The following is a 24696-nucleotide window of genomic DNA, read 5'->3' as shown; positions in this document are numbered from 1 at the left end:
TTTTGTACGTCAGGAAAAATCTTTTGGGCTTGGATACCGGCTTTGTCGGTAACACTAAGGTCACAAACGATAAGAGCAGGAGTTGATGTAGGCGTGAACGATCAGCTGGCGGCAATTCATACCGAACTTCTTCAAATGAAGGAAGAACTGGAAGCAAGGCTTTTTGAATACTCCTTTTTTCAGCAGGATTCTCAAGGCATCAATTCGTATCAGCAGGCAACACTTATGTATCATGTCAAAGAAGAGCTTCAGGATGTGCTTTTGGCCCTTTCAAAAATCGAAAACGGAACATACGGCATTTGCGAAGAAACGAATCAGGCAATTCCGCTGGAAAAAATGGCTATTCTGCCGACGGCGCGCACCGCGAACGATTTTTTATATCATGCCCAGTTTGAAAAAAAGACGCTTCCTATTTGGGCTGAGACGGATGAGACGTTCAACCGGGCGCTCTACTCATAACATTCTGCAAGAGGGGAGGGCTTTTGCCCTCTTTCAGGATGTCAATGAATATTCCTTTACTCCTTTTCTTTTTCTTGTTAAAATGCTTAAATGAAGAGAAACAGAAACTGGAGGAACGGTTTGTGCCTTATTACATAATTGCAGTGCTCATTATCGGTATCGATCAATTTACAAAATGGCTGGTCGTCAGCAAAATGGAGTACGGTGAAAGCATCCCCGTCATCGACGGTTTCTTTCAAATTACGTCGCACAGGAATACAGGCGCGGCATGGGGCATTTTGGCCGGACAGATGTGGTTTTTTTACATCATTACCACGGCGGTTATCATCGGCATTGTTTACTACATTCAAAAACATGCCAAAGGACAAATCCTGCTCGGAACCGCTCTCGGATTGATGCTTGGCGGTGCTGTCGGCAATTTTATCGACCGCGTGTTCAGGCAAGAAGTTGTCGATTTTATACACGTGACGATCGTCAATTATCATTATCCGATTTTCAACATTGCCGATTCATCTTTATGTGTCGGTGTCCTGCTCTTATTTATACAAATGCTGTTAGACGGAAAGAAGAAGAAGGAGCTGTAACATGGAGCATTTTGATATGACCGTTCATGAAGAACATAAAGGTGAACGGATTGACAAGTACTTGACCGCAGTTGAAGCGGATTGGTCGCGGACTCAGGTGCAGCAGTGGATTAAAGAAGACCGCGTGCTGGTGAACGGAAATGCGGTCAAAGCCAATTATAAAGTTCAGGAAGGGGATGCGGTGTCAGTCCATGTTCCCGAACCGGAACCGCTGGATGTCACGGCTGAACCGATGGATCTTGATATTTATTACGAGGATCAGGACGTCCTGGTCGTCAACAAGCCGCGCGGAATGGTGGTTCATCCGGCTCCCGGCCATCTGACGGGGACGCTTGTCAACGGTTTGATGGCGCATTGTGACGATCTGTCAGGCATCAACGGCGTGATGAGGCCGGGCATCGTCCACCGGATTGACAAGGACACTTCAGGCCTGTTGATGGTTGCCAAAAACGACATGGCGCATGAGTCGCTCGTGAATCAGCTTGTCAACAAAACGGTGACGAGAAAATACACCGCGCTTGTCCACGGCGTCATCCCGCATGACCACGGGACGATCGACGCGCCGATCGGCAGGGATAAAAAAGACAGGCAGAGTATGACGGTCACAAGGGAAAATGGAAAGCATGCCGTCACTCATTTTGAAGTGATCGAACGGTTCGACGATTTCACTGTTGTTGAATGCCAGCTTGAAACGGGGCGAACCCATCAAATTCGCGTGCATATGAAATATATCGGTTTTCCTCTGGCGGGAGATCCGAAATACGGCCCGAAAAAGACGGTCGATTTCAACGGCCAGGTGCTGCATGCGGGCGTATTGGGATTTGACCATCCGCGTACGGGAGAATATGTTGAATTTGAGGCGCCTCTGCCTGACGACATGAAAAATCTCCTCGACAAAATTCGAAATAAACGTTGACAGACGTTTTCTTTTTTGAAATAATAAATGCAGTTAAATCAGATTCTTTAACACAGTCCAGAGAGGCTGAGAAGGATACCGGACAAGCGAATCAATGAATTCGTTTAAAGACCCCTCTCTGCCTTTATGCAGAAGGGGTTTTTGTTTTATCCTTTAAAAGATACGGGGTGCTGGCCATGCAAGAACAAGAAAAGGCTGTTGTGCTTGACGAACAGGCGATCAGAAGGGCGCTCACAAGAATCGCCCACGAAATGATTGAACGAAACAAGGGAATGAACAACTGTATCCTAGTCGGAATCAAAACGAGAGGCATTTATCTGGCCAAACGGCTTGCCGAACGGATTGAGCAAATCGAAGGAAACAAAGTCACCGTAGGAGAGCTTGACATCACCCTTTACAGGGATGATCTCTCCAAAAAAACGTCCAATGAAGAGCCGCTTGTCAAAGGAGCGGACATTCCGGCGGACATCACCGATCAAAAGGTGATCGTCGTCGATGACGTGCTTTACACTGGACGGACGGTCAGAGCGGCCATGGATGCGCTCGTCGATGTCGGGCGGCCTTCATCCATCCAGCTCGCGGTGCTTGTCGACCGCGGCCACAGAGAGCTGCCGATCAGAGCCGACTATATCGGGAAAAACATCCCGACATCGAAAACCGAAAAGGTCATGGTTCAATTGGAAGAAGTTGACGAACGCGACCTTGCGGCGATTTATAAAAAGTGAATGACAATCCTTTTTTAAATGCATTCCAGTGAGTTTGCAAAGAGGGATAGAACGAAAGATAGCCGCCTCACTATGCGGCGGATCTTTGTCTGCCTCTTTGCGCAAATTTAAGCAAAGAGGCTTTTTTAATGGGCGCAATCTTTTCAGGATATGAAGACATCATAGACAGTGAGTCAACCATCAGGAGGAAAAAATATGAGTCAGAAAAAAGTGAACCTCGGTGTCAGAGAAGTACCAAAACCTTTGAATTGGATAACTTTCAGCCTGCAGCATCTGTTTGCCATGTTCGGGGCGACGATCCTCGTGCCAAAGCTTGTAGGCTTAAGCCCGGGCGTGGCCCTTATTACAAGCGGGCTAGGAACGCTTGCATATCTCTTGATTACAAAAGGACAGATCCCGGCTTACTTAGGTTCATCCTTTGCATTTATTGCACCGATTATCGCGGCAAAAGCCGCCGGAGGCCCTGGTGCGGCCATGATCGGCGCATTTATGGCAGGCATCGCCTACGGGCTGATCGCCCTTCTCATCCAGCAGCTTGGAACGGACTGGCTGATGAGGCTCCTGCCGCCTGTTGTCGTCGGTCCGGTTATTATCGTCATCGGCCTCGGGCTGGCAAGCACGGCAGTCAATATGGCCATGTATGAAGATTCTGGAGCAAAAGAGCTCGTCTACAGCGCAAAACATTTTGGCGTCGCAGGATTCACACTCGCGCTCACCATAATCTGCGCGATTTTCTTAAGAGGGTTTTTCAGCCTGATTCCGGTCTTGATCGGAATTATCGGCGGATACTTGTTCGCCCTGACCCAGGGAATTGTCGACTTCCAGATGGTTCTTGACGCCAAATGGTTTGCTGTTCCTGATTTCGTGCTTCCGTTTGTCGACTATACACCGAGCGCGGCGGCTGTCGGAATCGGAATCGCCATGGTGCCCGTTGCTTTCGTGACAATGTCAGAACATATCGGCCACCAAATGGTATTAAGCAAAGTCGTCGGTCAGGATTTCATTAAGAAGCCCGGGCTTCACCGCTCGATTTTCGGCGACAGCGTCGCAACGATGCTGGCATCATGCATCGGCGGACCGCCGACAACGACATACGGAGAAAACATCGGCGTACTCGCTATCACAAGAGTATTCAGCGTATTTGTCATCGGCGGAGCGGCTGTCATTGCACTGTGCTTCGGGTTTATCGGCAAAATTTCGGCCCTGATCAGCTCTGTCCCTTCTGCAGTCATGGGAGGCGTTTCCTTCCTGCTGTTCGGCATCATCGCATCAAGCGGACTGCGCATGCTGATCGATAACAAAATTGACTTGGAAAACAAGCGAAACCTGATCATCTCATCCGTCATTCTCGTCATCGGAGTGGGCGGCGCATTTATCAAAATCTCAGGGTTCGAGCTGTCAAGCATGGCGCTTGCAGCGATCGTCGGAGTGGTTTTAAACCTTGTCCTGCCTGAATCAAAGGGAGATCAGGACGGGATTGAAATAGAAGAACATATTTAAAAACCTTTTAAATGAAGTCCAGAGAGGCTTGAAAGGGTTGCGGAGAGAGAAGTGCAAAAAAGCGCATTCTCTGGTTCACTGTACCCCAAGCCGTTGTGGCTTGGGGTTTTTTACGGGAAATTTAAAGCCTGAGGGGGAGTAAAAATGAAACACTTGACCGCAATGAATGAGCTTAGTCTTGAGGATATTCACGAGCTGATTGAAGAGGCGAGAGAGCTGAAAAAAGGAAAGTCCGAGTCCGTCCTCTCCGGAAAATTTGCTGCCAATCTGTTTTTTGAACCGAGCACAAGAACGCGCTTCAGCTTCGAAGTGGCTGAAAAGAAACTCGGCATGAATGTGTTGAACCTGGACGGTGTTTCAACAAGCGTACAAAAAGGAGAATCATTGTACGATACCGTCAAGACACTCGAATCCATCGGCGCCGATGTATGTGTGATCAGACACTTTCAGGATCATTATTATGATGAACTTATCGGACACGTCGGCATTCCGGTGATCAATGCCGGAGACGGCTGCGGTCAGCATCCCACTCAATCTTTGCTCGATTTGCTGACGATTCATGAGGAATGGGGCGGATTTGCCGGACTGACGGTATCTATACACGGAGATATCAAACACAGCAGAGTGGCAAGATCGAATGCCGAAGTGCTGACAAGGCTCGGAGCAAAGGTTCTTTTCTCAGGTCCGGACGAATGGCGGGATGAAGACAATCCCTACGGGACATACGTGTCGCCTGACGAAGCGGTCGCGAATTCGGATGTGGTGATGCTTCTCCGAATTCAGCACGAACGCCATGAGAAAAAGGCGGCAGAACGGGATTATCTTGAAACTTTCGGATTGTCGCTCAAGCGGGCGGAGCTCCTGAAAAAAGACGCGGTCATCATGCACCCTGCGCCTGTCAACAGAGGTGTCGAGATTGACAGTGCACTGGTCGAATCAGCTCAGTCGAGAATTTTCAAACAAATGGAAAACGGTGTATATATCAGAATGGCGGTTTTAAAAAGAGCGCTTCTAAACGGCGAAAACAAAAAAAGGGGAGAACAGGCTTATGTCTTATTTAATTAAAAACGGCTTCATACTCGACGAAAAAGGTGAAAAAGTACAGCGCGATATCAGGATTGAAGGCGATGCAATCAGCGAAATCGGAAGCCTTGAGGCCGCTTTGGGAGAAACGGTCATCGATGCGGATGGGCTTTTCGTCTCGCCGGGGCTTGTTGACCTTCACGTTCACTTCAGAGAGCCGGGCGGCGAGAAGAAAGAAACGATCGAAACAGGTGCAAAAGCCGCGGCGAGAGGCGGATTTACAACTGTCGCCGCAATGCCGAATACGCGGCCTGTCCCCGATACGAAAGAGCAGATGGAGTGGCTCGTCAACCGCATTGACGAAACGGCATCTGTCAGAGTGCTCCCGTATGCTTCCATCACCATCAGACAAACAGGCCAGGAAATGACCGATTTCGAAGGGCTGAAAGACGCAGGTGCGTTCGCGTTTACCGATGACGGCGTCGGCATTCAAACGGCGGGGATGATGTATGAAGCGATGAAAAAAGCGGCTTCGATCGATAAAGCGATCGTCGCTCACTGTGAAGACAATTCACTGATCTACGGCGGCAGTGTACACGATGGGGAATTTGCCAAAGCCAACGGTTTAAACGGGATTCCTTCAGTGTGCGAAGCGGTTCACATCGCAAGGGACGTGCTTCTTGCCGAAGCGGCAGGCTGCCATTACCACGTCTGTCATATCAGCACGAAGGAATCGGTCAGGGTCGTCCGCGATGCCAAAAAAGCGGGAATCCGCGTGACAGCGGAAGTGACGCCGCACCATCTGCTCCTTTCAGACAGCGACATTCCCGGTCTTGATACAAATTATAAAATGAATCCGCCGCTCAGAAGTCCGGAAGACAGGGAAGCGCTCCTTGAGGGGCTTAGAGACGGAACAATCGATTTTATCGCAACGGATCATGCCCCTCATACAGAAGAAGAAAAACAACAGACCATGAGCCTTGCGCCATTTGGAATTGTCGGCTTGGAGACGGCTTTTCCGCTCCTTTACACGCACTTTGTCAAAACGGGGAAATGGACGCTGAAACAGCTGCACGATTATATGACGGTCAAACCTTGCGAGGCGTTCGGACTTCCTTACGGGAAGCTTGAAGCCGGACGGTCTGCGGATATTACGCTCATTGATCTTGAACGCGAAGAAAAAATTGACAAAAGCACCTTTCTTTCTAAAGGGAAAAACACGCCGTTTGACGGCATCAGCTGCTTCGGCTGGCCGGTTATGACAATGGCAAAGGGAAAACTCGTTTACCAAGAGGGGAGACTTGTAAAATGAAAAGACGTCTTGTACTAGAAAACGGAACGATTTTTGAAGGGGAAGCATTCGGCAGCCTGGAAAACACCATGGGAGAAGTCGTCTTCAACACGGGGATGACAGGCTATCAAGAAATCCTCTCAGACCCGTCATACTGCGGACAAATTGTCACACTGACCTACCCGCTGATCGGGAACTACGGGATCAACAGAGACGACTTTGAATCCATCACCCCTTATGTGAAAGGGTTTATCGTAAAAGAGTTATGTCAACTTCCGTCAAACTGGCGCTCTGCTTATACACTTGATGAATATTTAAAAATGAAGAACATCCCGGGACTCTCAGGGATTGACACGAGAAAGCTGACAAGAATGATCAGAACGGCAGGTACGCTGAAAGGGGTATTTGCCGGCCCGGAAGAAGATGCTGAGACTTTGGTTCAAAAGCTGAAAGAAACGAACCTTCCGACCGATCAGGTCAGCCAAGTTTCAACAAAAACGGCATATCCGAGCCCTGGGAGAGGGAAGCGAATCGTGCTTGTCGATTTCGGAATGAAGCACGGCATCTTAAGAGAGCTGAACAAGCGCAAATGCGATGTGATCGTCGTTCCTCACAATGTAACGGCAGAAGAAGTGATGCAGCTGAAGCCTGACGGTGTAATGCTGTCAAACGGACCCGGAGATCCAACGGACGTACCTGAAGCGATTGCGATGATTCAAAACATTCTCGGCAAGGTTCCATTGTTCGGCATCTGTCTCGGCCATCAGCTGTTTGCCCTCGCCTGCGGAGCAAAGACGGCGAAAATGAAATTCGGACACCGCGGTTCAAACCATCCGGTTAAAGAGCTTGCAACCGGGAGAGTATCAATTACGGCTCAAAACCACGGCTATACCGTATCGTCCGTTGAAAACACGCCGCTTGAAGTGACGCATGTGGCGATTAATGACGACACAATCGAAGGGCTTAAACATAAACACGAGCCGGCTTTCACGGTTCAATACCATCCGGAAGCCTCACCGGGACCGGAAGACGCCAACCATTTATTTGATCAATTTTTACACATGATTGAAACTACAGAGAAAGAAGGGGAAGCGGTATGCCTAAACGCGTAGATATCAAAAAGATTTTGGTGATCGGATCAGGGCCGATTATTATCGGGCAGGCGGCGGAATTTGATTATGCGGGTACACAGGCCTGCCTCGCTTTAAAAGAAGAAGGCTATGAAGTCATTCTCGTCAACTCGAATCCTGCGACAATCATGACGGATACGGAAATGGCCGACCGCGTTTATATCGAACCGCTGACGCTTGAATTTTTAACACGGATCATCCGCAAAGAGCGGCCGGACGCCATTTTGCCGACATTGGGCGGGCAGACGGGCCTCAACTTGGCGGTCGAACTGTCCGAGCACGGCATTCTGGCTGAGTGCGGTGTTGAAGTGCTCGGCACGAAATTGGCGGCGATCCAACAAGCGGAGGACCGCGACTTGTTCAGAACTCTGATGAATGAGTTGAATGAACCGGTTCCGGAAAGCGAGATCATCCACTCGCTCGAGGAAGCGCGCGAGTTTGTCGGGCGCATCGGCTTCCCCGTCATCGTCCGGCCGGCATACACGCTTGGCGGAACAGGCGGAGGCATCTGCTCAAACGAAGACGAGCTGAAGGAAATCGTTGAAAACGGCTTAAAAATGAGCCCGGTTCATCAATGTCTGCTTGAAAAGAGCATCGCCGGCTACAAAGAAATCGAGTATGAAGTCATGAGAGACTCGAGCGATCACGCAATCGTCGTCTGCAATATGGAAAACATCGATCCGGTCGGGATTCATACCGGGGACAGCATCGTTGTCGCGCCGAGCCAGACGCTGAGCGACCGCGAATACCAAATGCTTCGCAATGTATCGCTGAAAATCATCCGCGCGCTTGAAATCGAAGGCGGCTGTAACGTTCAACTGGCGCTTGACCCGGACAGCTTTCAGTACTACATCATCGAGGTAAACCCGCGGGTCAGCCGTTCATCAGCGCTTGCCTCAAAAGCGACGGGCTATCCGATCGCAAAGCTTGCCGCCAAAATTGCCGTCGGTTTGTCTCTTGACGAAATGATGAATCCTGTTACAGGAAAAACGTACGCATCTTTCGAACCTGCACTCGACTATGTCGTTTCAAAAATACCGCGCTGGCCGTTTGATAAATTCGAATCGGCAAACCGCAGGCTCGGCACACAGATGAAAGCGACGGGCGAAGTGATGGCGATCGGAAGAACGTGGGAGGAATCTCTCCTTAAAGCGGTCCGTTCTCTTGAAGCGGATGTCTACCACTTGGAACTGAAAGATGCCGGTGAGATCTCGAATGAAGTGCTTGAAAAACGGATTAAAAAAGCGGGAGACGAACGGCTCTTTTACTTGGCCGAAGCGTTTAGAAGAGGATACACAGTCAGCGATCTCCACGAATTTTCGGCAATTGACCTGTTCTTCCTGCACAAGCTTGAGGGAATCATTCGCTTTGAAGAGAAGCTGAAAGCCGGGCGCGGCGACCTCGGTCTTTTAAAAGAAGCGAAAGAGCTCGGTTTTTCAGACCGCTTTATCAGCCTTCTCTGGGAGATGTCTGAACGAAAGCTTTATGATCTTAGAAAAGAAGCAGGCATTATGCCTGTTTATAAAATGGTTGATACATGCGCGGCTGAATTTGAATCGGAGACACCGTATTTCTACAGTACGTATGAAGAAGAAAACGAATCGGTCAGAACGGACAAAAACAGCGTCATCGTTCTTGGCTCGGGTCCGATCCGGATCGGCCAGGGGGTCGAATTCGATTATGCGACCGTGCATTCGGTCTGGGCGATCAAAGAAGCCGGCTATGAAGCAATCATTATCAACAACAATCCTGAGACGGTTTCAACGGACTTCAGCATCTCCGACAAGCTCTACTTTGAGCCGCTTACTGTTGAAGATGTCATGCATATCATCGATTTGGAGCAGCCGAAAGGCGTCGTCGTTCAGTTTGGCGGACAGACTGCGATCAACCTTGCCGACGAGCTCGCGGAGCGGGGCGTTGCTATTCTCGGAACATCCCTTGAAGATTTGGACCGCGCCGAGGACCGCGACAAGTTCGAACAGACGCTTGAAACGCTGCATGTACCTCAGCCGCTCGGAAAAACGGCGACATCTGTGGAAGGCGCCGTTGAAATCGCAGCAAACATCGGCTATCCGGTGCTTGTCCGCCCATCGTATGTACTTGGGGGACGTGCGATGGAAATTGTCTACCAGGAAGCAGAGCTTCTCCATTATATGGAGAATGCAGTGAAAATCAATCCGCAGCACCCTGTCCTGATCGATAAATATTTGACCGGAAAAGAAATTGAAGTGGACGCCATTTCTGACGGTGAAACGGTCGTCATTCCGGGGATTATGGAGCACATCGAACGGGCGGGCGTCCACTCGGGGGATTCGATTGCCGTTTACCCGCCGCAATCCCTTTCAGAGGACATCAAGAAAAAGATTGAAGCATACACGATTACGCTTGCAAAAGGCTTAAACATCGTCGGCCTGCTCAACATTCAGTTTGTCCTTTCAAAAGATGAGGTTTACGTCCTTGAAGTCAACCCGAGGTCGAGCCGCACGGTGCCGTTTCTCAGCAAAATCACCGGCATACCGATGGCCAATCTCGCAACAAAAGTGATTCTCGGCGGGAAGCTTGCTGATATGGGTTATACAGAAGGCCTCCAAAAAGAGCAGGAAGGCGTATATGTGAAAGTGCCGGTCTTCTCGTTTGCAAAGCTGAGAAGAGTGGATATCACGCTCGGACCGGAAATGAAATCGACCGGGGAAGTCATGGGCAAAGACAGCACTTTGGAAAAAGCGCTATACAAAGGGCTGATCGCTTCAGGCATCCAAATTCCGAACTACGGCTCCGTTCTCCTGACAGTTGCTGATAAAGATAAAGAGGAAGGACTATTGATCGCCAAGCGGTTCCATGCGATCGGCTATAAAATATTGGCTACGGAAGGAACGGCCGGCTATTTAAGAGACGCATCCGTACCTGTTAAAACTGTCGGGAAAATCGGCGAAGAAGGCACAAATCTCCTTGATGTCATTCGAAACGGGGAAGCGCAGTTCGTCGTCAATACGCTGACAAAAGGGAAGCAGCCGGCAAGGGACGGCTTCAGAATCAGACGCGAATCCGTTGAAAACGGCGTGGCCTGCCTGACATCCCTTGATACGGCGGAAGCGATTTTGCGGGTGCTTGAAAGCATGAGCTTCCGCGCCGATCATATGCCGGCGATTAAAATCGAGCAAAAGGCGGCCGTCAGATGAGAAAAGGGTATATGACAGTCCGTTCAAACAAGTGTATCGCGGATCATATTTATCAAATGGTGCTGGAAGGGGAGATTGCCGAAGTTTGCGGCGCTCCCGGCCAGTTCCTTCACATCAAGGTCTCAGATTCCCTCACGCCGCTTTTGAGGCGGCCGATCAGTATCGCCGCTGTCAACAAAGCCACACGGCAGGTGACCATCATCTTTCGCAAGGATGGGGAAGGCACGAGCCTCCTGTCATTAAAACAGGAAGGAGATCAGATCGATGTCCTTGGTCCGCTCGGCAACGGTTTTCCGGCTGAATCGCTTGAACCGGGGAAAACGGCTCTTCTCGTCGGAGGGGGGATCGGTGTTCCGCCGCTTTACGAGCTGAGCAAACAGCTGACAAATAGAGGGGTGCACGCGATCCATGTGCTAGGATTTGCTTCTGCAAAAGATGTCTTTTACGAACAGGAATTCAGCCGTTTCGGCCGGGTGTATGTGGCAACCGCAGACGGCACCCGAGGTTCAAAGGGGTTTGTTACAGATATCATTGAAAACGAGGGGCTTCAGTTTGACTGCATAATGGCTTGCGGACCGACGCCGATGCTGAAAGCTTTAAAACAGCGCTATCCGGATAAAGAGGTTTATCTGTCGATGGAAGAGCGCATGGGATGCGGGATCGGCGCTTGCTTTGCCTGTGTCTGCCATACGGAAGAAAGCGAAACGTCTTATGTGAAGGTATGCCTTGACGGCCCTGTTTTCAAAGCTCAGGAGGTGCTGTTATGATCCTTGAAGTCAATTTGCCGGGCCTTCAATTAAAAAATCCGATCATGCCGGCTTCAGGCTGCTTCGGATTCGGGAGAGAATTTGCGAGCTTTTACGATCTTTCACGTCTCGGTGCGATCATGATTAAAGCGACGACGAGCGAACCGCGCTTCGGGAATCCGACGCCGCGCGTCGCCGAGACACAAGCCGGCATGCTAAATGCCATCGGTCTGCAAAATCCGGGATTAGAGGCTGTCATGGAACGCGAATTGCCGTGGCTCGAACAGTTCGATACACCGATTATCGCCAATGTCGCCGGCTCGCAGATCGACGATTATGTTGAAGTGGCTGAAGAAATCAGCAAAGCGCCGAACGTTCATGCGCTCGAGCTGAATATTTCCTGCCCTAACGTGAAAACGGGAGGTATCGCCTTCGGTACGCAGCCGGAAATGGCCAGTGAGCTGACGAAAGCGGTGAAAGAGGTTGCGAGCGTTCCCGTCTATGTGAAGCTGTCGCCGAATGTCGCGAACATTACCGACATCGCTCTTGCCATAGAAGAAGCGGGAGCGGACGGTTTGACGATGATCAACACGCTGATCGGGATGCGGCTCGACTTAAAAACGGGAAAGCCGATCTTGGCGAACAAAACCGGCGGATTATCAGGCCCTGCCGTTAAACCGGTGGCCATCAGAATGGTGCATGAAGTCAGCCAGAAAGTCAGCATTCCGATCATCGGCATGGGCGGTGTCCAGTCAGCGGAAGATGTGCTTGAGTTTTTGCTGGCGGGTGCGAGCGCAGTCGCCGTCGGTACGGCAAACTTTGTTAATCCGTTTGTTTGTCCCGAAATCATCGCCGACTTGCCGCGCGTTTTAGAAAAATACGGATACCGTTCGTTGAACGAGTGTATCGGAAGGAGCTGGAAGGATGAAACATACGCCGCCCATCATCGCGCTTGATTTTGCATCAGCACAGGAAACATATGCGTTTTTGGACCGGTTTCATGGAGAAGAGCTTTTCGTGAAGGTGGGCATGGAGCTTTTTTATCAGGAAGGGCCGGCCATCCTTGAAAAGTTGCAGGAGCGCGGCTGCCGCATTTTCCTCGATCTAAAATGCCACGACATTCCAACGACCGTATACAAGGCGATGAAAAGGCTGGCGGGGTTTGGCGTCAGCCTTGTCAATGTGCACGCAGCAGGCGGAAAGCAAATGATGGAGTCGGCGCTTGAAGGCCTTGAAGCGGGGACTCCGGCAGGCCGGAAACGCCCTTTATTAATTGCTGTGACCCAGCTGACAAGCACCTCTTCTGAAATGCTTCAGCATGAGCTGCTGATTGAAACGCCGCTTCTCGATACAGTTGTTCACTACAGCCAGCTGGCTGAAAAAAGCGGACTTGACGGAGTCGTCTGCTCCGTCCATGAAGCCGAACACATTTACCGGGCCGCGTCTTTAGATTTTCTGACCGTGACACCCGGAATTCGCATGGCGGATGACAAAAACAACGACCAGGTCCGGGTGGCGACGCCTGGCTACGCAAGGGAAAAAGGCGTGTCGGCGATCGTTGTCGGCCGTTCGATTACCCAGGCGGAAGATCCTGTGTCAGCCTACAGAAGAATAGGACATGAGTGGGAGGGAACGAAGGCATGAAAACAGACATTGCAAACCATTTATTAAGAATCAAAGCGGTTTTCCTGCGCCCGAACGAGCCGTTTACATGGGCGAGCGGCATCCTGTCGCCCATCTACTGCGACAATCGTTTGACGCTTTCATATCCGGAAGTAAGGGATGATATAGCTTCAGGGCTTGCCGGACTGATTCAAGACAAGTTTCCCGGAGCCGAAATGATCGCCGGTACGGCAACTGCGGGAATCCCCCATGCCGCGCTTGCCGCCGACAGGCTGAGCCTGCCGATGTGCTACGTCAGAAGCAAACCGAAGGCGCACGGCAAAGGAAACCAAATTGAAGGCGCCGTTGTAAAAGGACAGAAAGTTGTTGTGATTGAAGATTTAATTTCAACGGGAGGAAGCGTCCTTGAAGCGGCAGCCGCTCTCACAGAAGCGGGATGCGAAGTGCTCGGTGTCGCCGCCATTTTCACTTACGGACTTCCTAAAGCCGCCGCCGCCTTCAGCGAAGCGGGCGTTGAATACCGCACGCTGACTGATTACGATACATTGACAGAGGCTGCGCTTGCCGGCGGATATATCAGCGAACAGGATGCCGCCAAACTGAAAGAATGGAAGACAGACCCTGAAAGCAAGTCTTGGATGGACTAATGAAAAAAGCCGTATTCTCCTAATGGGAGAACGGCTTTTTTGCGTCTTTTTACAGATTTAAAAATAGTAAAAACGGATTATTTTTATTTTTTATTAATCCTATAAAAAAAGTCGGGTTGACTTTTGTTCGAATTGTGCTAAAATTTTAAAATAACAAAAGCAAACTTATCAAGAGCGGTGGAGGGACTGGTCCGATGAAACCCGGCAACCTGCGTGTGAAGCGTAAGGTGCTACTTCCAGCAAAATGCCCTCATTTTGAGAGATAAGGAATAGCGGAGTTCCTCGTCTTTCTTTCAAATTTGGAAGAAAGATTTTAATTTTTAGGGGCAGAGGAGGAGCTAGAAGTGAAGACAGATGAACAGCTTGAAAAGGTGATCATCAAAATGAAAGACATGCTGAAAGACATGAATTACGGATCGATCACATTCGTTGTTCAGGACGGCAAAGTCATTCAAATCGAAAAAAATGAAAAAATAAGATTGAAATAGCTGACTAGACAAACTAGAGGCGGTTTTCACAGTTTTTTTCTGCTGGAAGCCGTTTTTTTGTTGGCGAAAAAAGGGGGAACCGAAAATTTTTACTTACAGCACATGGGAGGAACCGAATATCTCTTTTCAGGAAGATGACTCTTATAAAGGAGCGCTGTCCGTCTTGAAATGGGCGTACGGACATTACGGAAATCAGCTTGTATATGCGTGCAGCTTCGGAATTGAGGGAATCGTCCTGATCGATTTGATTTATAAGGTGAAAAAAGATGCGGTCATCGTTTTTCTTGATACGGGACTTCATTTTAAAGAAACGTATGAAACGATCGACGCTGTCAAAGAACGATATCCAGGCCTTCAGATTATCATGAAAACACCGGAGCTTACCGTCGAAGAGCAGGCGAAAGAATATGGGGACGAACTATGGAAGACCGCTCCGAATTCCTGCTGTGAAATGAGGAAGGTCATTCCTCTCCGCGAGACGCTTTCAGGCTACCCGGCGTGGCTGTCGGGCCTGCGCCGCGAGCAATCGCCCGGGCGGAGCAAAACGAACTTTTTGAACAAAGACGAAAAATTCAAGTCTATCAAAGTTTGTCCGCTCATTCATTGGACGTGGAAGGATATTTGGAGATATGTGACAAAGCACGATCTCCCGTACAATCCGCTTCATGATCAAGGCTACCCGAGCATCGGCTGCGCTCCGTGCACCTCTCCGGCCTTCACAATGGATGATCTTCGATCAGGCCGCTGGAACGGATCGGCTAAAACAGAATGTGGATTACACGAGTAAGGAGATGAGTCATGGAACTTGCCGCCATTTTATTTAGCATGTTTTTTGCGATGAATATCGGAGCGAGCGGTGCAGCTGCTTCAATGGGAATCGCCTATGGATCTGAAGCCGTCAAAAAGAAGTTTCACGCACTAATAATCTGTGCAGCAGGCGTTCTCTCGGGCGCTGTCATCGGCGGAGGAAACGTCGTGAAAACGATCAGCTCAGGCATCATTCCCGAACGGGTGATTTCGCTTGAAATCGTCTGCATTATTATCGGATCGGCGGCACTGTCGCTCTTTATCGCAAATGTACTCGGCATCCCGCTTTCGACAAGTGAAGTGACGGTCGGATCTGTTGTCGGAGTAGGTGTCGCTTACCAGGTTTTGTATGTGAAATCTTTGCTTATCATCGTCTCATTTTGGGTCGTTGTACCAATCGTCGCTTTTACATTTACATTTGCGGTGGCAAACATCATGAAAAAAACGATCAAACGTCCAGCCTCGGGAAAGAAAGCAAAGGTTTTGGCGGTGATTCTGTTGATCACCGGGTTTTTTGAAGCCTTCTCAGCAGGCATGAACAATGTCGCAAATGCTGTCGGACCTCTGGTGGCGGCGCATGTTTTGACAGTCGGGGAAGGAACGCTCTACGGCGGGCTGTTTGTCGCGCTGGGCGCCCTTTTACTGGGCAGGCGCGTTCTTGAAACAAACGGCAAAAAGATTACGAGGTTTTCAAAAGGAGAGGGAATCATCCTTTCCGGAACGGGGGCCGGGCTTGTCATTACCAGTTCAATTTTCGGTTTACCGGTTCCGCTTGCGCAAGTCACATCATCTTCTATTATAGGGATGGGAATGGCAAAAAACGGCGGCAACGTCTTTCATAAACAAGTGGTCAAAACGATGCTGAAAGTATGGGTCGTCTCGCCGTTCCTTTCATTAAGCCTATCTTATATGCTGGTCAGCCTTTTATTAAAAGGAGACTACTACGCTCTTATTGTTGTCACAAGCGTTCTGCTGGCATCTGTCGGAACGATCAGCCTGATGAGAGCGGTCAAAAAAGAGCACAGCTCCGTCCATGAACAAGGCGGAGGAATTTAAACACAAAGTAGGGGGAAACAAGTTTATGAGTTTAGCACCACACGGCGGTGTATTGGTTAACCGCGTCAATGAAGCATACGATTTTCAACACATCGCACATGAAATTGAGCTTGATGTAATGGCTTTTTCAGATTTGGAGCTGATCGGAATCGGTGCGTACAGCCCGCTCCAAGGCTTTATGACAGAGAAAGACTATCTGTCCGTTTTCGAAAATATGAGACTATCAAGCGGCGAAGTATGGACGCTTCCGATCACTCTGCCTGTTGACGAGCAAAAAGCTTTAAGCTTAAAAGCGGGTGACACCGTCCGCCTTACCTATAATGGGGAAACCTACGGCGTCATTGAGATCGAAGATATCTATACGCCGGACAAGAAAACGGAAGCCGTCAATATCTATAAAACCGACGAACTCGAACATCCGGGCGTCAAAAAATTGTTTGACCGCGGCAGCGTTTATGTGGGCGGGCCGATCACTCTCATTAAACGGAGCGTCAAGCAATTCCCGGCGCACACATTCGAACCTCTGGAAACAAGAAAAAAATTCGCAGAACTCGGCTGGAAAACGATTGTCGGATTCCAGACGAGAAATCCGGTTCACAGAGCGCACGAATACATTCAAAAAACGGCGCTCGAGACGGTAGACGGCCTTTTCCTCAATCCGCTCGTCGGGGAAACAAAATCAGACGATATTCCGGCTGATGTCCGCATGGAAAGCTATCAGGTGCTGCTTGACGGCTACTATCCGAAAGACCGCGTCTTTCTCGGCGTTTTTCCGGCGGCGATGCGCTATGCGGGGCCGAAGGAAGCGATCTTCCATGCGCTTGTCAGAAAGAACTACGGATGCACGCACTTTATCGTCGGAAGAGACCATGCCGGAGTCGGCGATTACTACGGCACATATGAAGCGCAGGAGCTGTTCGATCAGTTCGCACCGGAAGAGATCGGCATTACGCCGCTGAAATTCGAACACAGCTTCTACTGCAATGTCTGCGGTTCAATGGCGACGGCGAAAACGTGCCCTCACAGCAAAGAACATCATGTCATTTTGTCCGGCACAAAGGTGAGGGGCATGCTGAGAAACGGCGAGTTCCCGCCGAGCACATTCAGCCGTCCAGAAGTCATTCAAACATTAATCAAAGGCTTAACGGCCGGGGTTTCTTAAGGGGGAGCATCTCTTGGTAAATAAAGGTATTGTCTGGCATGAAGCGTCCATTACAAAACGGGAATATCATGAGAAAAATAAACATAAAAGCTCGATCGTTTGGCTGACGGGCTTGAGCGGTTCAGGAAAATCAACGATTGCCAACGCTGCAGCGCGTGAGTTGTTTGAACAAGGCTACCAGGTCACGGTGCTCGACGGCGACAACGTCAGGCACGGGCTGAACAAGGACCTCGGGTTTTCCGATGAAGACCGGAAGGAAAACATCCGCCGGATCGGCGAGGTCGCGAAGCTCTTTGTCGAACAGGGGACGATCGTCATTACGGCGTTCATTTCCCCTTTTAAAGAAGACCGAGGGCTTGTCAGACAGCTCGTCGAGGAAGATGAGTTTCACGAGGTCTATGTGAAATGCGATTTGGCGACGTGCGAGGAGCGCGACCCGAAAGGCTTGTACAAAAAAGCGAGAAACGGAGAAATTCCATTTTTCACGGGGATCGATTCGCCTTATGAAGAGCCTGAAACGCCTGAGCTTGTCCTTGATACAGGCGCACATAACCGGGAAGAGTGCAAAAATCAGCTCGTCCAATACGTGAAAGATCAAACGAAATAAAATGCGGGTAATAGGAAAGTGCTGCACATGCACTTTCCTATTTCATAAAGAAAACGTTTGGTTTTTGTGATATTTTCAGGCACCAAACGCTTTCTTTATGATTTATAATGAATTGAAGAAGACGTTGATCAGATCGGGGGAGATCTAAGATGGGGAAAGTATATATCGTTGGGGCAGGTCCTGGAGACCCCGATTTACTGACGATCAAAGCTTTAAAAGCCATCCAGACAGCCGATGTCATTTTGTATGACAGGCTTGTGAATAAACAGATTTTACAGCACGCCAAGGAGGGAGCGGATCTCATCTACTGCGGAAAGCTTCCGGACTACCACATGATGAAACAGGAAACGATCAATCATTTTCTCGTCAAGTATGCGAAAAAAGGGAAAACCGTTGTCAGGCTGAAAGGCGGCGATCCTTTCGTATTCGGCAGAGGCGGCGAGGAAGCGCAAACCCTCGCTGAGCACGGGGTTGCTTTTGAAATCGTGCCGGGAATCACCTCGGGAATAGCTGCCGCTGCTTATGCGGGCATTCCGGTGACACACCGGGAAGCGAGTTCAAACGTTGCTTTCGTGACAGGCCATTATCAAAAAGAAGAAAACTTTGAAGAGAAGTGGAAAGCGTTAGCCACAGGGATCGATACGCTTGTCATTTATATGGGGATTAAAAACGTGAAGCAAATTGAAAGGCTTCTGATCGAAAACGGCAGAGACCCGTCAACGCCAGCCGCTTTCATCCATTGGGGAACGACAGACAAACAAAAAACGGTGCTTTGCACGGTTGAAACGCTTGCCGGTACAGTCGAAAGCGAAAAGATTGAAAACCCGAGCCTGATTGTCATCGGGGATGTCGTTCAATTCAGCTCGCAGTTAAGCTGGTTTGAACCTGAGCTGAAAGATCCGGCATTAAGCGAGGCGCTTTAATATGAAACAAGCGATTTTATATATCGGCCATGGAAGCCGTCTGAAAAGAGCCCAAACAGAAGCAGCCGCTTTTTTGGAGAGCTGCAAAGAAAACATGTCCGCCCCCATTCAGGAAATATCTTTTTTGGAATTGGCGGCACCGGATATCGAAACCGGCTTTAAAGCGTGTGTGGAAAAGGGGGCGACGCATATCGCGGCCGTGCCGCTTCTCCTCTTGACAGCCGCGCATGCCAAAAGGGACATCCCTGAAGAGCTTGCCCGTGCTTCCTCACAGTACCCTTCCGTCAGCGTCGCTTACGGAAAGCCGATCGGCGTCGATCAGGAAGTCGTCAAAGCGGTTTTTACAAGGATCGAAGAAACGGGGACGCCATATGAACATGCAAGAGTCGTGTTGATCGGAAGGGGAAGCTCTGATCCGGATGTCAAACGGGATGTTTATGATATTTGCGAACGGCTGAGAGACCTCACACCAGTGGATGAGGTCATTCCCTGCTTTATGACAGCCTGTGAGCCGCACTACCTGGATGTGTTTAAACAGCTTAAAGAACGGGACGGAAAAACGACATTCATCGTTCCGTATCTGCTGTTCACCGGTATGCTGATGAACGAGATTGAAAGGGAAACCGCAAAGCTGAAAGAAACGAATCCGAATGTCGTGCTGACGGATTACCTCGGCTTCCACCCCCATGTAAAAAACGCCTTTTTGCACCGCGTAGAGGAAGCGGTTATCAACAAAGCCGGCCGCTTTGATTTTACAGGAGCATCAGATGCTGCCGCTGCACATTAACATGAAAGGCAAAGCCGCAGTCATTGCGGGCGGGGGGAAGATTGCGGCGCGGCGGCTGAAAACGGTGCTGGCAGAAGGTGCATCCGCGACCGTCATCAGCCCTGAAGCATCAGAAGAGATGCTCGGATTGATTAACGAACACGGCATCGAATGGAAGAAGAAAAAGGCGGAACCCGGTGATTTCAAGAATGCATTTCTGATCATTCTTGCGACCGATGACCATGAGGCAAACAAGCGTCTAGCCGCATCGGCAGCTCCTGAGCAGCTCGTCAATGTTGCGAGTGAAGCGGAGCTGGGAAATGTATATGTTCCAAAAATAATCAACAGAGGAAACATAACCATATCCGTCTCAACAAACGGAGCCAGCCCGCGCCACACGATCAGGCTGGCCGGACAGATCGATGATTTGATCGATGATGAGCTCGTCCAAGAGATCGACGAGCTTTTCCGAAAAAGAAGAGGCCTGAACCCTTGAGGTTCAGGCTTTTGGCATTATTATTTTTTCAGCTTGATGATCAAGTCTTCATCAGGTGTTACAAAAACGGTTTGCTGGCTGTCGTAGGTGACAAACCCCGGTTTTGCGCCATTCGGTTTTTTGACGTGGCGTATTTTTGTATAGTCGACGGGAACCGAAGCGGAGTTTTTCGCTTTGCTGTAATATGCAGCGATCTGCGCCGCTTCCAGAATGGTTTGCTCGTCCGGATCGGTCGATTGAATGACGACGTGCGACCCCGGAATATCTTTTGTGTGAAGCCAGATGTGGTCGCGGGCGGCAAGCTTCATCGTTAAATATTCGTTCTGCTTGTTGTTTTTGCCGACGAGAATCGTTTCTCCTGAGCTGGACTCATATGCTTCGAGCGTCGGCGCCTGTTTTTTCTGTTTCTTCTGGCCCCCTTGCTGCTTGGCCCGCAAGTATTTTCCTTCGGCGAGCTCTTCGCGAATTTCGGTTATATCTTTCGGTGAGGCAGATGAAAGCTGCTGAATCAGCTGGTCGAAATAAGCGATTTCCTCTTCTGCCAATTTGATCTGCTCCTTCACGACTTCTACCGAATTTTTCGCTTTTTGATATTTTGTAAAATAGCTTTGTGCATTTTCAGAAGGCGTTTTATTAGGATTGAGCGGAATCGTGATTTCTCCGCCGTTTTCATCATAGTAGTTGATGACCTTCGCCTCTTTGTCCCCTTTTTTCAGCTGGTACAGGTTCGCTGTCAACAGCTCTCCGTACAGCTGATAGTCTTGCGCGTGTTCGGACTGCTCAAGCGTTTTTTTCAGCTTTTTGATTTTATTTTCGTTCTTTTTCTTTTCGTTTGCCGCGAAACGCTCTAAATCGTGAGCCTGCTGTTTGACGCGGTCACGCTCCGCTTTTCCGAAATAGTAGCGGTCAAGAAGTTCGCTCAGCGTATGAAAGGGCCTGTTGTCTCCTTTTATATGGGTCAGCTCAAGAAGGTAAAAATATTCTTTTCCGTCTTCTGTGGTGACAAGCTGGGGCTGAAAACGCCGGCTTTTGATTTCGCTGAACATCTCCGTCAAGACGTTTGGCAGTGTCGCCCTGTTGGCTAGACCCGCGCGAAAGACGGCTTCCTTCGCAAACAGAGGCGAGACGCCGGAGAAGGTATCGACGATCTGCCTGTCAAGTTTGCCTTCCTGGAAATTCAGATGGCGGAGAATATCTTCAGTCTCCGCTTCAAGCGGAGACAATTTGTTCTGCGCGGGAGGGAGAATGTAATCGTATCCCGGGAGCACGGTGCGGTAGCTGTTCATCGCAGGTGACAGATGCTTCAAACTGTCGATGATGACGTCTTTTTCTCCGTCTGTTAACACGATGTTGCTGTGCCTGCCCATGATTTCGACCATCAGCTTTCTTGTCAGCGTGTCGCCGATTTCGTTCCGGCTCCTGATATGAAAGACCATCATTCTGTCCATGCCGATTTGCTCGACTTGGTCGATAAAGCCGCCTTCCAGATGTTTGCGGAGGAGCATGCAGAACATCGGAGGGGTGCTCGGGTTGTCGTAGGTTTCGTTTGTCAGGTGTACCCGCGCATAACTCGGATGGGCGGAGAGCAGCAATTTGCGGTTCTTCCCGTTTGCCCTGATATGAAACACTAGCTCGTGCTTAAACGGCTGGTGGATTTTTGCGATCCGTCCGCCTCGAATCGCCTCATTTAATTCCTCGATCATTCCGTATGTAAAAATGCCGTCAAAAGACATATGAAAAACTCCCTTTTCTCGTTAATCCTCTTCGTAAAACGTCCATTCAATAATTATAGCATGATTTGGGACGAGTCTGAATAAATTGACTTATAGAGATGGATACACCAAAAGCAACCTTTAGGGCAGGAGGAGTGGACGATTCAATGAAATGGCACGAGATGGGACAAACCGAATTGTTAAATATAACAAAAACGTCCATCGACAAAGGTCTAACAGAAAAAGAGGCCGGAAAGCGGCTGGAAAGACACGGAACAAACGAACTTCAGGAAGGGGAAAAAACATCGGCGGTCGCATTGTTTTTTTCTCAATTCAAAGATTTCATGGTTCTTGTTTTGCTTGCGGCCACGTTGATTTCGGGTTTCCTCGGCGAATACATTGACGCCATCGCGATCATCGCGATCATCTTTGTTAACGGCATTCTCGGATTCTTTCAGGAGAGGCGGGCGGAAAGGTCGCTCGAGGCTTTGAAAGAACTGTCAGCTCCTCAAGTGGCTGTGCTCCGGGAGGGGAATTGGGTGAAAATTCCTTCCAAAGAGCTTGTCCCGGGAGATGTTGTCCGTTTTGCAAGCGGAGACAGAATCGGCGCCGATCTCAGACTTGTCGAGACAAAGAGCCTTGAAATAGAAGAATCGGCCCTTACAGGTGAATCGCTCCCCGTGTCCAAACAGGCAGATGCTTTTCAGGCGTCAGATGTATCGCTGGGCGATCTGAAGAATATGGCTTTCATGGGAACGCTTGTCACAAGGGGGAGCGGAATCGGCGTCGTCATCGGTACGGGTATGAACTCTGCGATGGGGAAAATCGCCGATATGCTTGAATCTGCCGGGAATACGGCGACCCCGCTGCAAAGAAGGCTTGAAGAGCTCGGCAAAATTTTGATTGTCGCCGCTTTGTTCCTGACACTGCTTGTCGTTGCTGCCGGCGTCATTCAGGGGCATGATTTATACAGCATGTTTTTAGCGGGAGTTTCCCTTGCCGTCGCTGCCATACCTGAAGGGCTGCCTGCCATTGTCACGGTCGCTCTGTCTCTCGGCGTGCAGCGGATGATCAGGCAAAAGTCGATCGTCAGGAAGCTGCCCGCGGTTGAGACGCTCGGCTGCGCGTCCATTATTTGCTCCGATAAAACCGGGACGATGACGCAGAACAAAATGACGGTCACCCATGTCTGGTCAGGCGGGAAGATATGGAACGTGTCAGGGATCGGCTATGAGCCTGAAGGCTCTTTCAGCATGAACGGGCGCGATGTGCAAGCAAAGCATCATAAACCGCTCCAGCAGGTACTATTGTTCGGCGCATTATGCAATTCATCTTCGATTATCGAAAAAGACGGGGAGTTTCGTCTTGATGGCGATCCCACCGAAGGGGCTTTGCTGACGGCGGCTCGAAAAGCAGGCTTTACGGACAAATATGTTGATGAACATTTTAAAATCATCGAGGAGTTTCCGTTTGATTCAACGCGGAAAATGATGTCTGTCATTGTGGAAGACAAGAGCGGCAAGCGCTTTGTCATTACAAAGGGCGCGCCGGATGTATTGATGAAGCGTTCGTCGCATACGCTGACAGAAGAAAAGCGAGAAATCTTCACAAAGGAAAGGCTCGCTGAAACAAGCGCGGCGCTGGAAACTCTTGCGTCACAGGCGCTGAGAACGATTGCCGTCGCGTATAAACCGATCAAAGATACAGAAAATCCCCCGCTCGAAAAAGCGGAGTCAGGCTTAACTTTCATCGGGCTGTTAGGGATGATCGATCCGCCGCGGCCCGAAGTGAAAACAGCGATTAAAGAATGCCGGGAAGCGGGGATCAAAACGGTCATGATCACCGGGGACCATGTGATAACGGCGACGGCGATTGCAAAAGATCTCGGATTGCTGCCTCCGCGCGGAAAGGTCATGGACGGCCAGATGCTGAACGAACTCTCGCAGGAAGAATTGGCGGAAATTGTTGACGATGTTTACGTATTTGCAAGGGTGTCGCCCGAACATAAGCTGAAGATCGTGACCGCCTACCAGGAAAACGGCCACATCGTCGCCATGACGGGAGACGGAGTCAATGATGCCCCTGCGATTAAACAGGCGGATATCGGCATATCGATGGGGATTACGGGAACGGATGTCGCCAAGGAGGCGTCCTCACTCATCCTTGTCGATGATAATTTTGCAACGATTAAATCGGCCATCAAGGAAGGACGCAATATCTATGAAAATATTAGAAAGTTCATCAGATACTTGCTCGCATCCAATGTCGGCGAAATTTTGGTCATGCTGTTTGCAATGCTGCTCGCTCTGCCGCTGCCGCTTGTCCCGATACAGATTCTGTGGGTCAACCTTGTAACGGACGGCCTGCCTGCCATGGCGCTCGGCATGGATCAGCCTGAGGACGATGTGATGCAGAGAAAGCCGCGGAGTCCGAAAGAAGGCGTGTTTGCAAGGGGGCTCGGCTGGAAGGTCGTATCGCGCGGATTCTTAATCGGAATCGCGACACTCGGGGCGTTTATGTTCATTTATAACCGCAATCCAGAAGCGCTTGAGTATGCACAGACGGTTGCATTTGCAACGCTCGTCCTTGCGCAGCTGATCCACGTGTTCGACTGCCGAAGCGAGCGGTCCATCTTTGACCGCAATCCGTTTGAAAACATTTATTTGCTCGGCGCAGTATTATCTTCGATTCTTTTAATGCTTGTCGTTATTTATTATCCGCCGCTGCAGCCGATTTTCCATACGGTTCCGATTTTAATGGCAGACTGGCTCCTGATTGTCGGAATGTCAGCGATTCCAACTTTTTTACTGGCCGGGTCACTTTTGACAAGAAAAAAATAGGCTTGTATGATATAAT

At 49.8% G+C, this 24696-nt stretch carries 23 protein-coding genes and 1 riboswitch; of the genes, 22 read left to right on the top strand and 1 reads right to left on the bottom strand.

The genetic code is table 11. The annotated features are described in order from the left end of the window. Nucleotides 1-93: 93 nt before the first annotated feature. From ACVC9U_RS10715 to ACVC9U_RS10615, 21 genes are all read left to right on the top strand, one after another. Complete coding sequence (locus ACVC9U_RS10715) at nt 94-459, top strand: TraR/DksA family transcriptional regulator (RefSeq protein WP_075752924.1); 366 nt, start codon at nt 94-96, stop codon at nt 457-459. Between the two features lie 44 nt (nt 460-503). Beyond that, nucleotides 504-1043, top strand: a complete 540-nt coding sequence (lspA, locus tag ACVC9U_RS10710) for a signal peptidase II (RefSeq protein WP_223254792.1) — start codon at nt 504-506, stop codon at nt 1041-1043. A 1-nt stretch (nt 1044) separates the two neighbouring features. Continuing rightward, nucleotides 1045-1959: an RluA family pseudouridine synthase gene (locus tag ACVC9U_RS10705; RefSeq protein ID WP_075752922.1), complete on the top strand. Its 915-nt coding sequence runs from the start codon at nt 1045-1047 to the stop codon at nt 1957-1959. 176 nt (nt 1960-2135) lie between these two features. Further along, nucleotides 2136-2684: a bifunctional pyr operon transcriptional regulator/uracil phosphoribosyltransferase PyrR gene (gene pyrR / locus ACVC9U_RS10700; RefSeq protein ID WP_441390813.1), complete on the top strand. Its 549-nt coding sequence runs from the start codon at nt 2136-2138 to the stop codon at nt 2682-2684. Between the two features lie 195 nt (nt 2685-2879). Beyond that, a complete protein-coding gene (gene pyrP, locus ACVC9U_RS10695; RefSeq protein ID WP_075752920.1) occupies nt 2880-4184 on the top strand; it encodes a uracil permease PyrP in 1305 nt (434 codons plus the stop codon). Nucleotides 4185-4328: 144 nt separating this feature from the next. Continuing rightward, the gene (locus ACVC9U_RS10690) at nt 4329-5249 is read left to right on the top strand and encodes an aspartate carbamoyltransferase catalytic subunit (protein WP_441390811.1); all 921 of its coding nucleotides are present in this window, start codon (nt 4329-4331) and stop codon (nt 5247-5249) included. Further along, complete coding sequence (locus ACVC9U_RS10685) at nt 5233-6519, top strand: dihydroorotase (protein WP_075752916.1); 1287 nt, start codon at nt 5233-5235, stop codon at nt 6517-6519. The genes ACVC9U_RS10690 and ACVC9U_RS10685 overlap by 17 nt, the downstream gene beginning before the upstream one ends. Next, the gene (locus ACVC9U_RS10680) at nt 6516-7610 is read left to right on the top strand and encodes a carbamoyl phosphate synthase small subunit (protein WP_075752914.1); all 1095 of its coding nucleotides are present in this window, start codon (nt 6516-6518) and stop codon (nt 7608-7610) included. The genes ACVC9U_RS10685 and ACVC9U_RS10680 overlap by 4 nt, the downstream gene beginning before the upstream one ends. Further along, a complete protein-coding gene (gene carB / locus ACVC9U_RS10675) occupies nt 7595-10807 on the top strand; it encodes a carbamoyl-phosphate synthase large subunit (protein ID WP_441390808.1) in 3213 nt (1070 codons plus the stop codon). The genes ACVC9U_RS10680 and carB overlap by 16 nt, the downstream gene beginning before the upstream one ends. Continuing rightward, entirely contained in the window at nt 10804-11574 is a 771-nt protein-coding gene (locus ACVC9U_RS10670) for a dihydroorotate dehydrogenase electron transfer subunit (protein ID WP_441390806.1), read from the top strand. The genes carB and ACVC9U_RS10670 overlap by 4 nt, the downstream gene beginning before the upstream one ends. Next, a complete protein-coding gene (locus ACVC9U_RS10665) occupies nt 11574-12509 on the top strand; it encodes a dihydroorotate dehydrogenase (RefSeq protein ID WP_145654035.1) in 936 nt (311 codons plus the stop codon). Before ACVC9U_RS10670 ends, ACVC9U_RS10665 begins: the two co-directional genes overlap by 1 nt. After that, nucleotides 12478-13197 (top strand): orotidine-5'-phosphate decarboxylase, encoded by a 720-nt coding sequence (gene pyrF / locus ACVC9U_RS10660; protein WP_145654027.1) that lies wholly within the window; start codon nt 12478-12480, stop codon nt 13195-13197. The genes ACVC9U_RS10665 and pyrF overlap by 32 nt, the downstream gene beginning before the upstream one ends. Then, on the top strand, nt 13194-13823 hold the full coding sequence (pyrE, locus tag ACVC9U_RS10655) for an orotate phosphoribosyltransferase (protein WP_075752906.1): 630 nt from the start codon (nt 13194-13196) through the stop codon (nt 13821-13823). The genes pyrF and pyrE overlap by 4 nt, the downstream gene beginning before the upstream one ends. 162 nt (nt 13824-13985) lie before the next feature. After that, nucleotides 13986-14092: riboswitch (SAM riboswitch) on the top strand. A 102-nt stretch (nt 14093-14194) separates the two neighbouring features. Next, nucleotides 14195-14311, top strand: a complete 117-nt coding sequence (locus ACVC9U_RS10650; RefSeq protein WP_369878884.1) for a YezD family protein — start codon at nt 14195-14197, stop codon at nt 14309-14311. A gap of 85 nt (nt 14312-14396) precedes the next feature. Next, entirely contained in the window at nt 14397-15098 is a 702-nt protein-coding gene (locus ACVC9U_RS10645) for a phosphoadenylyl-sulfate reductase (protein ID WP_075752904.1), read from the top strand. An 11-nt stretch (nt 15099-15109) separates the two neighbouring features. Beyond that, nucleotides 15110-16174: an inorganic phosphate transporter gene (locus ACVC9U_RS10640; protein WP_441390803.1), complete on the top strand. Its 1065-nt coding sequence runs from the start codon at nt 15110-15112 to the stop codon at nt 16172-16174. Nucleotides 16175-16199: 25 nt separating this feature from the next. Continuing rightward, nucleotides 16200-17336 (top strand): sulfate adenylyltransferase, encoded by a 1137-nt coding sequence (gene sat / locus ACVC9U_RS10635; RefSeq protein ID WP_441390801.1) that lies wholly within the window; start codon nt 16200-16202, stop codon nt 17334-17336. Between the two features lie 13 nt (nt 17337-17349). Continuing rightward, complete coding sequence (gene cysC, locus ACVC9U_RS10630) at nt 17350-17943, top strand: adenylyl-sulfate kinase (protein ID WP_441390799.1); 594 nt, start codon at nt 17350-17352, stop codon at nt 17941-17943. Between the two features lie 149 nt (nt 17944-18092). Beyond that, nucleotides 18093-18866: a uroporphyrinogen-III C-methyltransferase gene (gene cobA, locus ACVC9U_RS10625; RefSeq protein ID WP_003181644.1), complete on the top strand. Its 774-nt coding sequence runs from the start codon at nt 18093-18095 to the stop codon at nt 18864-18866. Between the two features lies 1 nt (nt 18867). After that, nucleotides 18868-19653 carry a sirohydrochlorin chelatase gene (locus ACVC9U_RS10620; protein WP_003181646.1) on the top strand — a complete coding sequence of 262 codons (786 nt, stop codon included), beginning with the start codon at nt 18868-18870 and terminating at the stop codon, nt 19651-19653. After that, on the top strand, nt 19634-20128 hold the full coding sequence (locus ACVC9U_RS10615) for a precorrin-2 dehydrogenase/sirohydrochlorin ferrochelatase family protein (protein ID WP_003181648.1): 495 nt from the start codon (nt 19634-19636) through the stop codon (nt 20126-20128). The genes ACVC9U_RS10620 and ACVC9U_RS10615 overlap by 20 nt, the downstream gene beginning before the upstream one ends. Before the next feature lie 20 nt (nt 20129-20148). Here the strand turns inward: ACVC9U_RS10615 and ACVC9U_RS10610 are convergent, their stop codons facing one another. Next, the gene (locus ACVC9U_RS10610) at nt 20149-21861 is read right to left on the bottom strand and encodes an Rqc2 family fibronectin-binding protein (RefSeq protein ID WP_009328535.1); all 1713 of its coding nucleotides are present in this window, start codon (nt 21859-21861) and stop codon (nt 20149-20151) included. A gap of 146 nt (nt 21862-22007) precedes the next feature. Here ACVC9U_RS10610 and ACVC9U_RS10605 point away from each other — a divergent pair, with 146 nt between their 5' ends. Further along, a complete protein-coding gene (locus tag ACVC9U_RS10605) occupies nt 22008-24680 on the top strand; it encodes a calcium-translocating P-type ATPase, SERCA-type (RefSeq protein WP_003181653.1) in 2673 nt (890 codons plus the stop codon). The last annotated feature ends 16 nt before the right edge of the window (nt 24681-24696 follow it).

This window comes from Bacillus sp. GM2, from assembly GCF_056155945.1.
The sequence above is the reverse complement of the archived record's forward strand: the minus strand, read 5'-3'. Positions and strand labels throughout refer to the sequence as shown.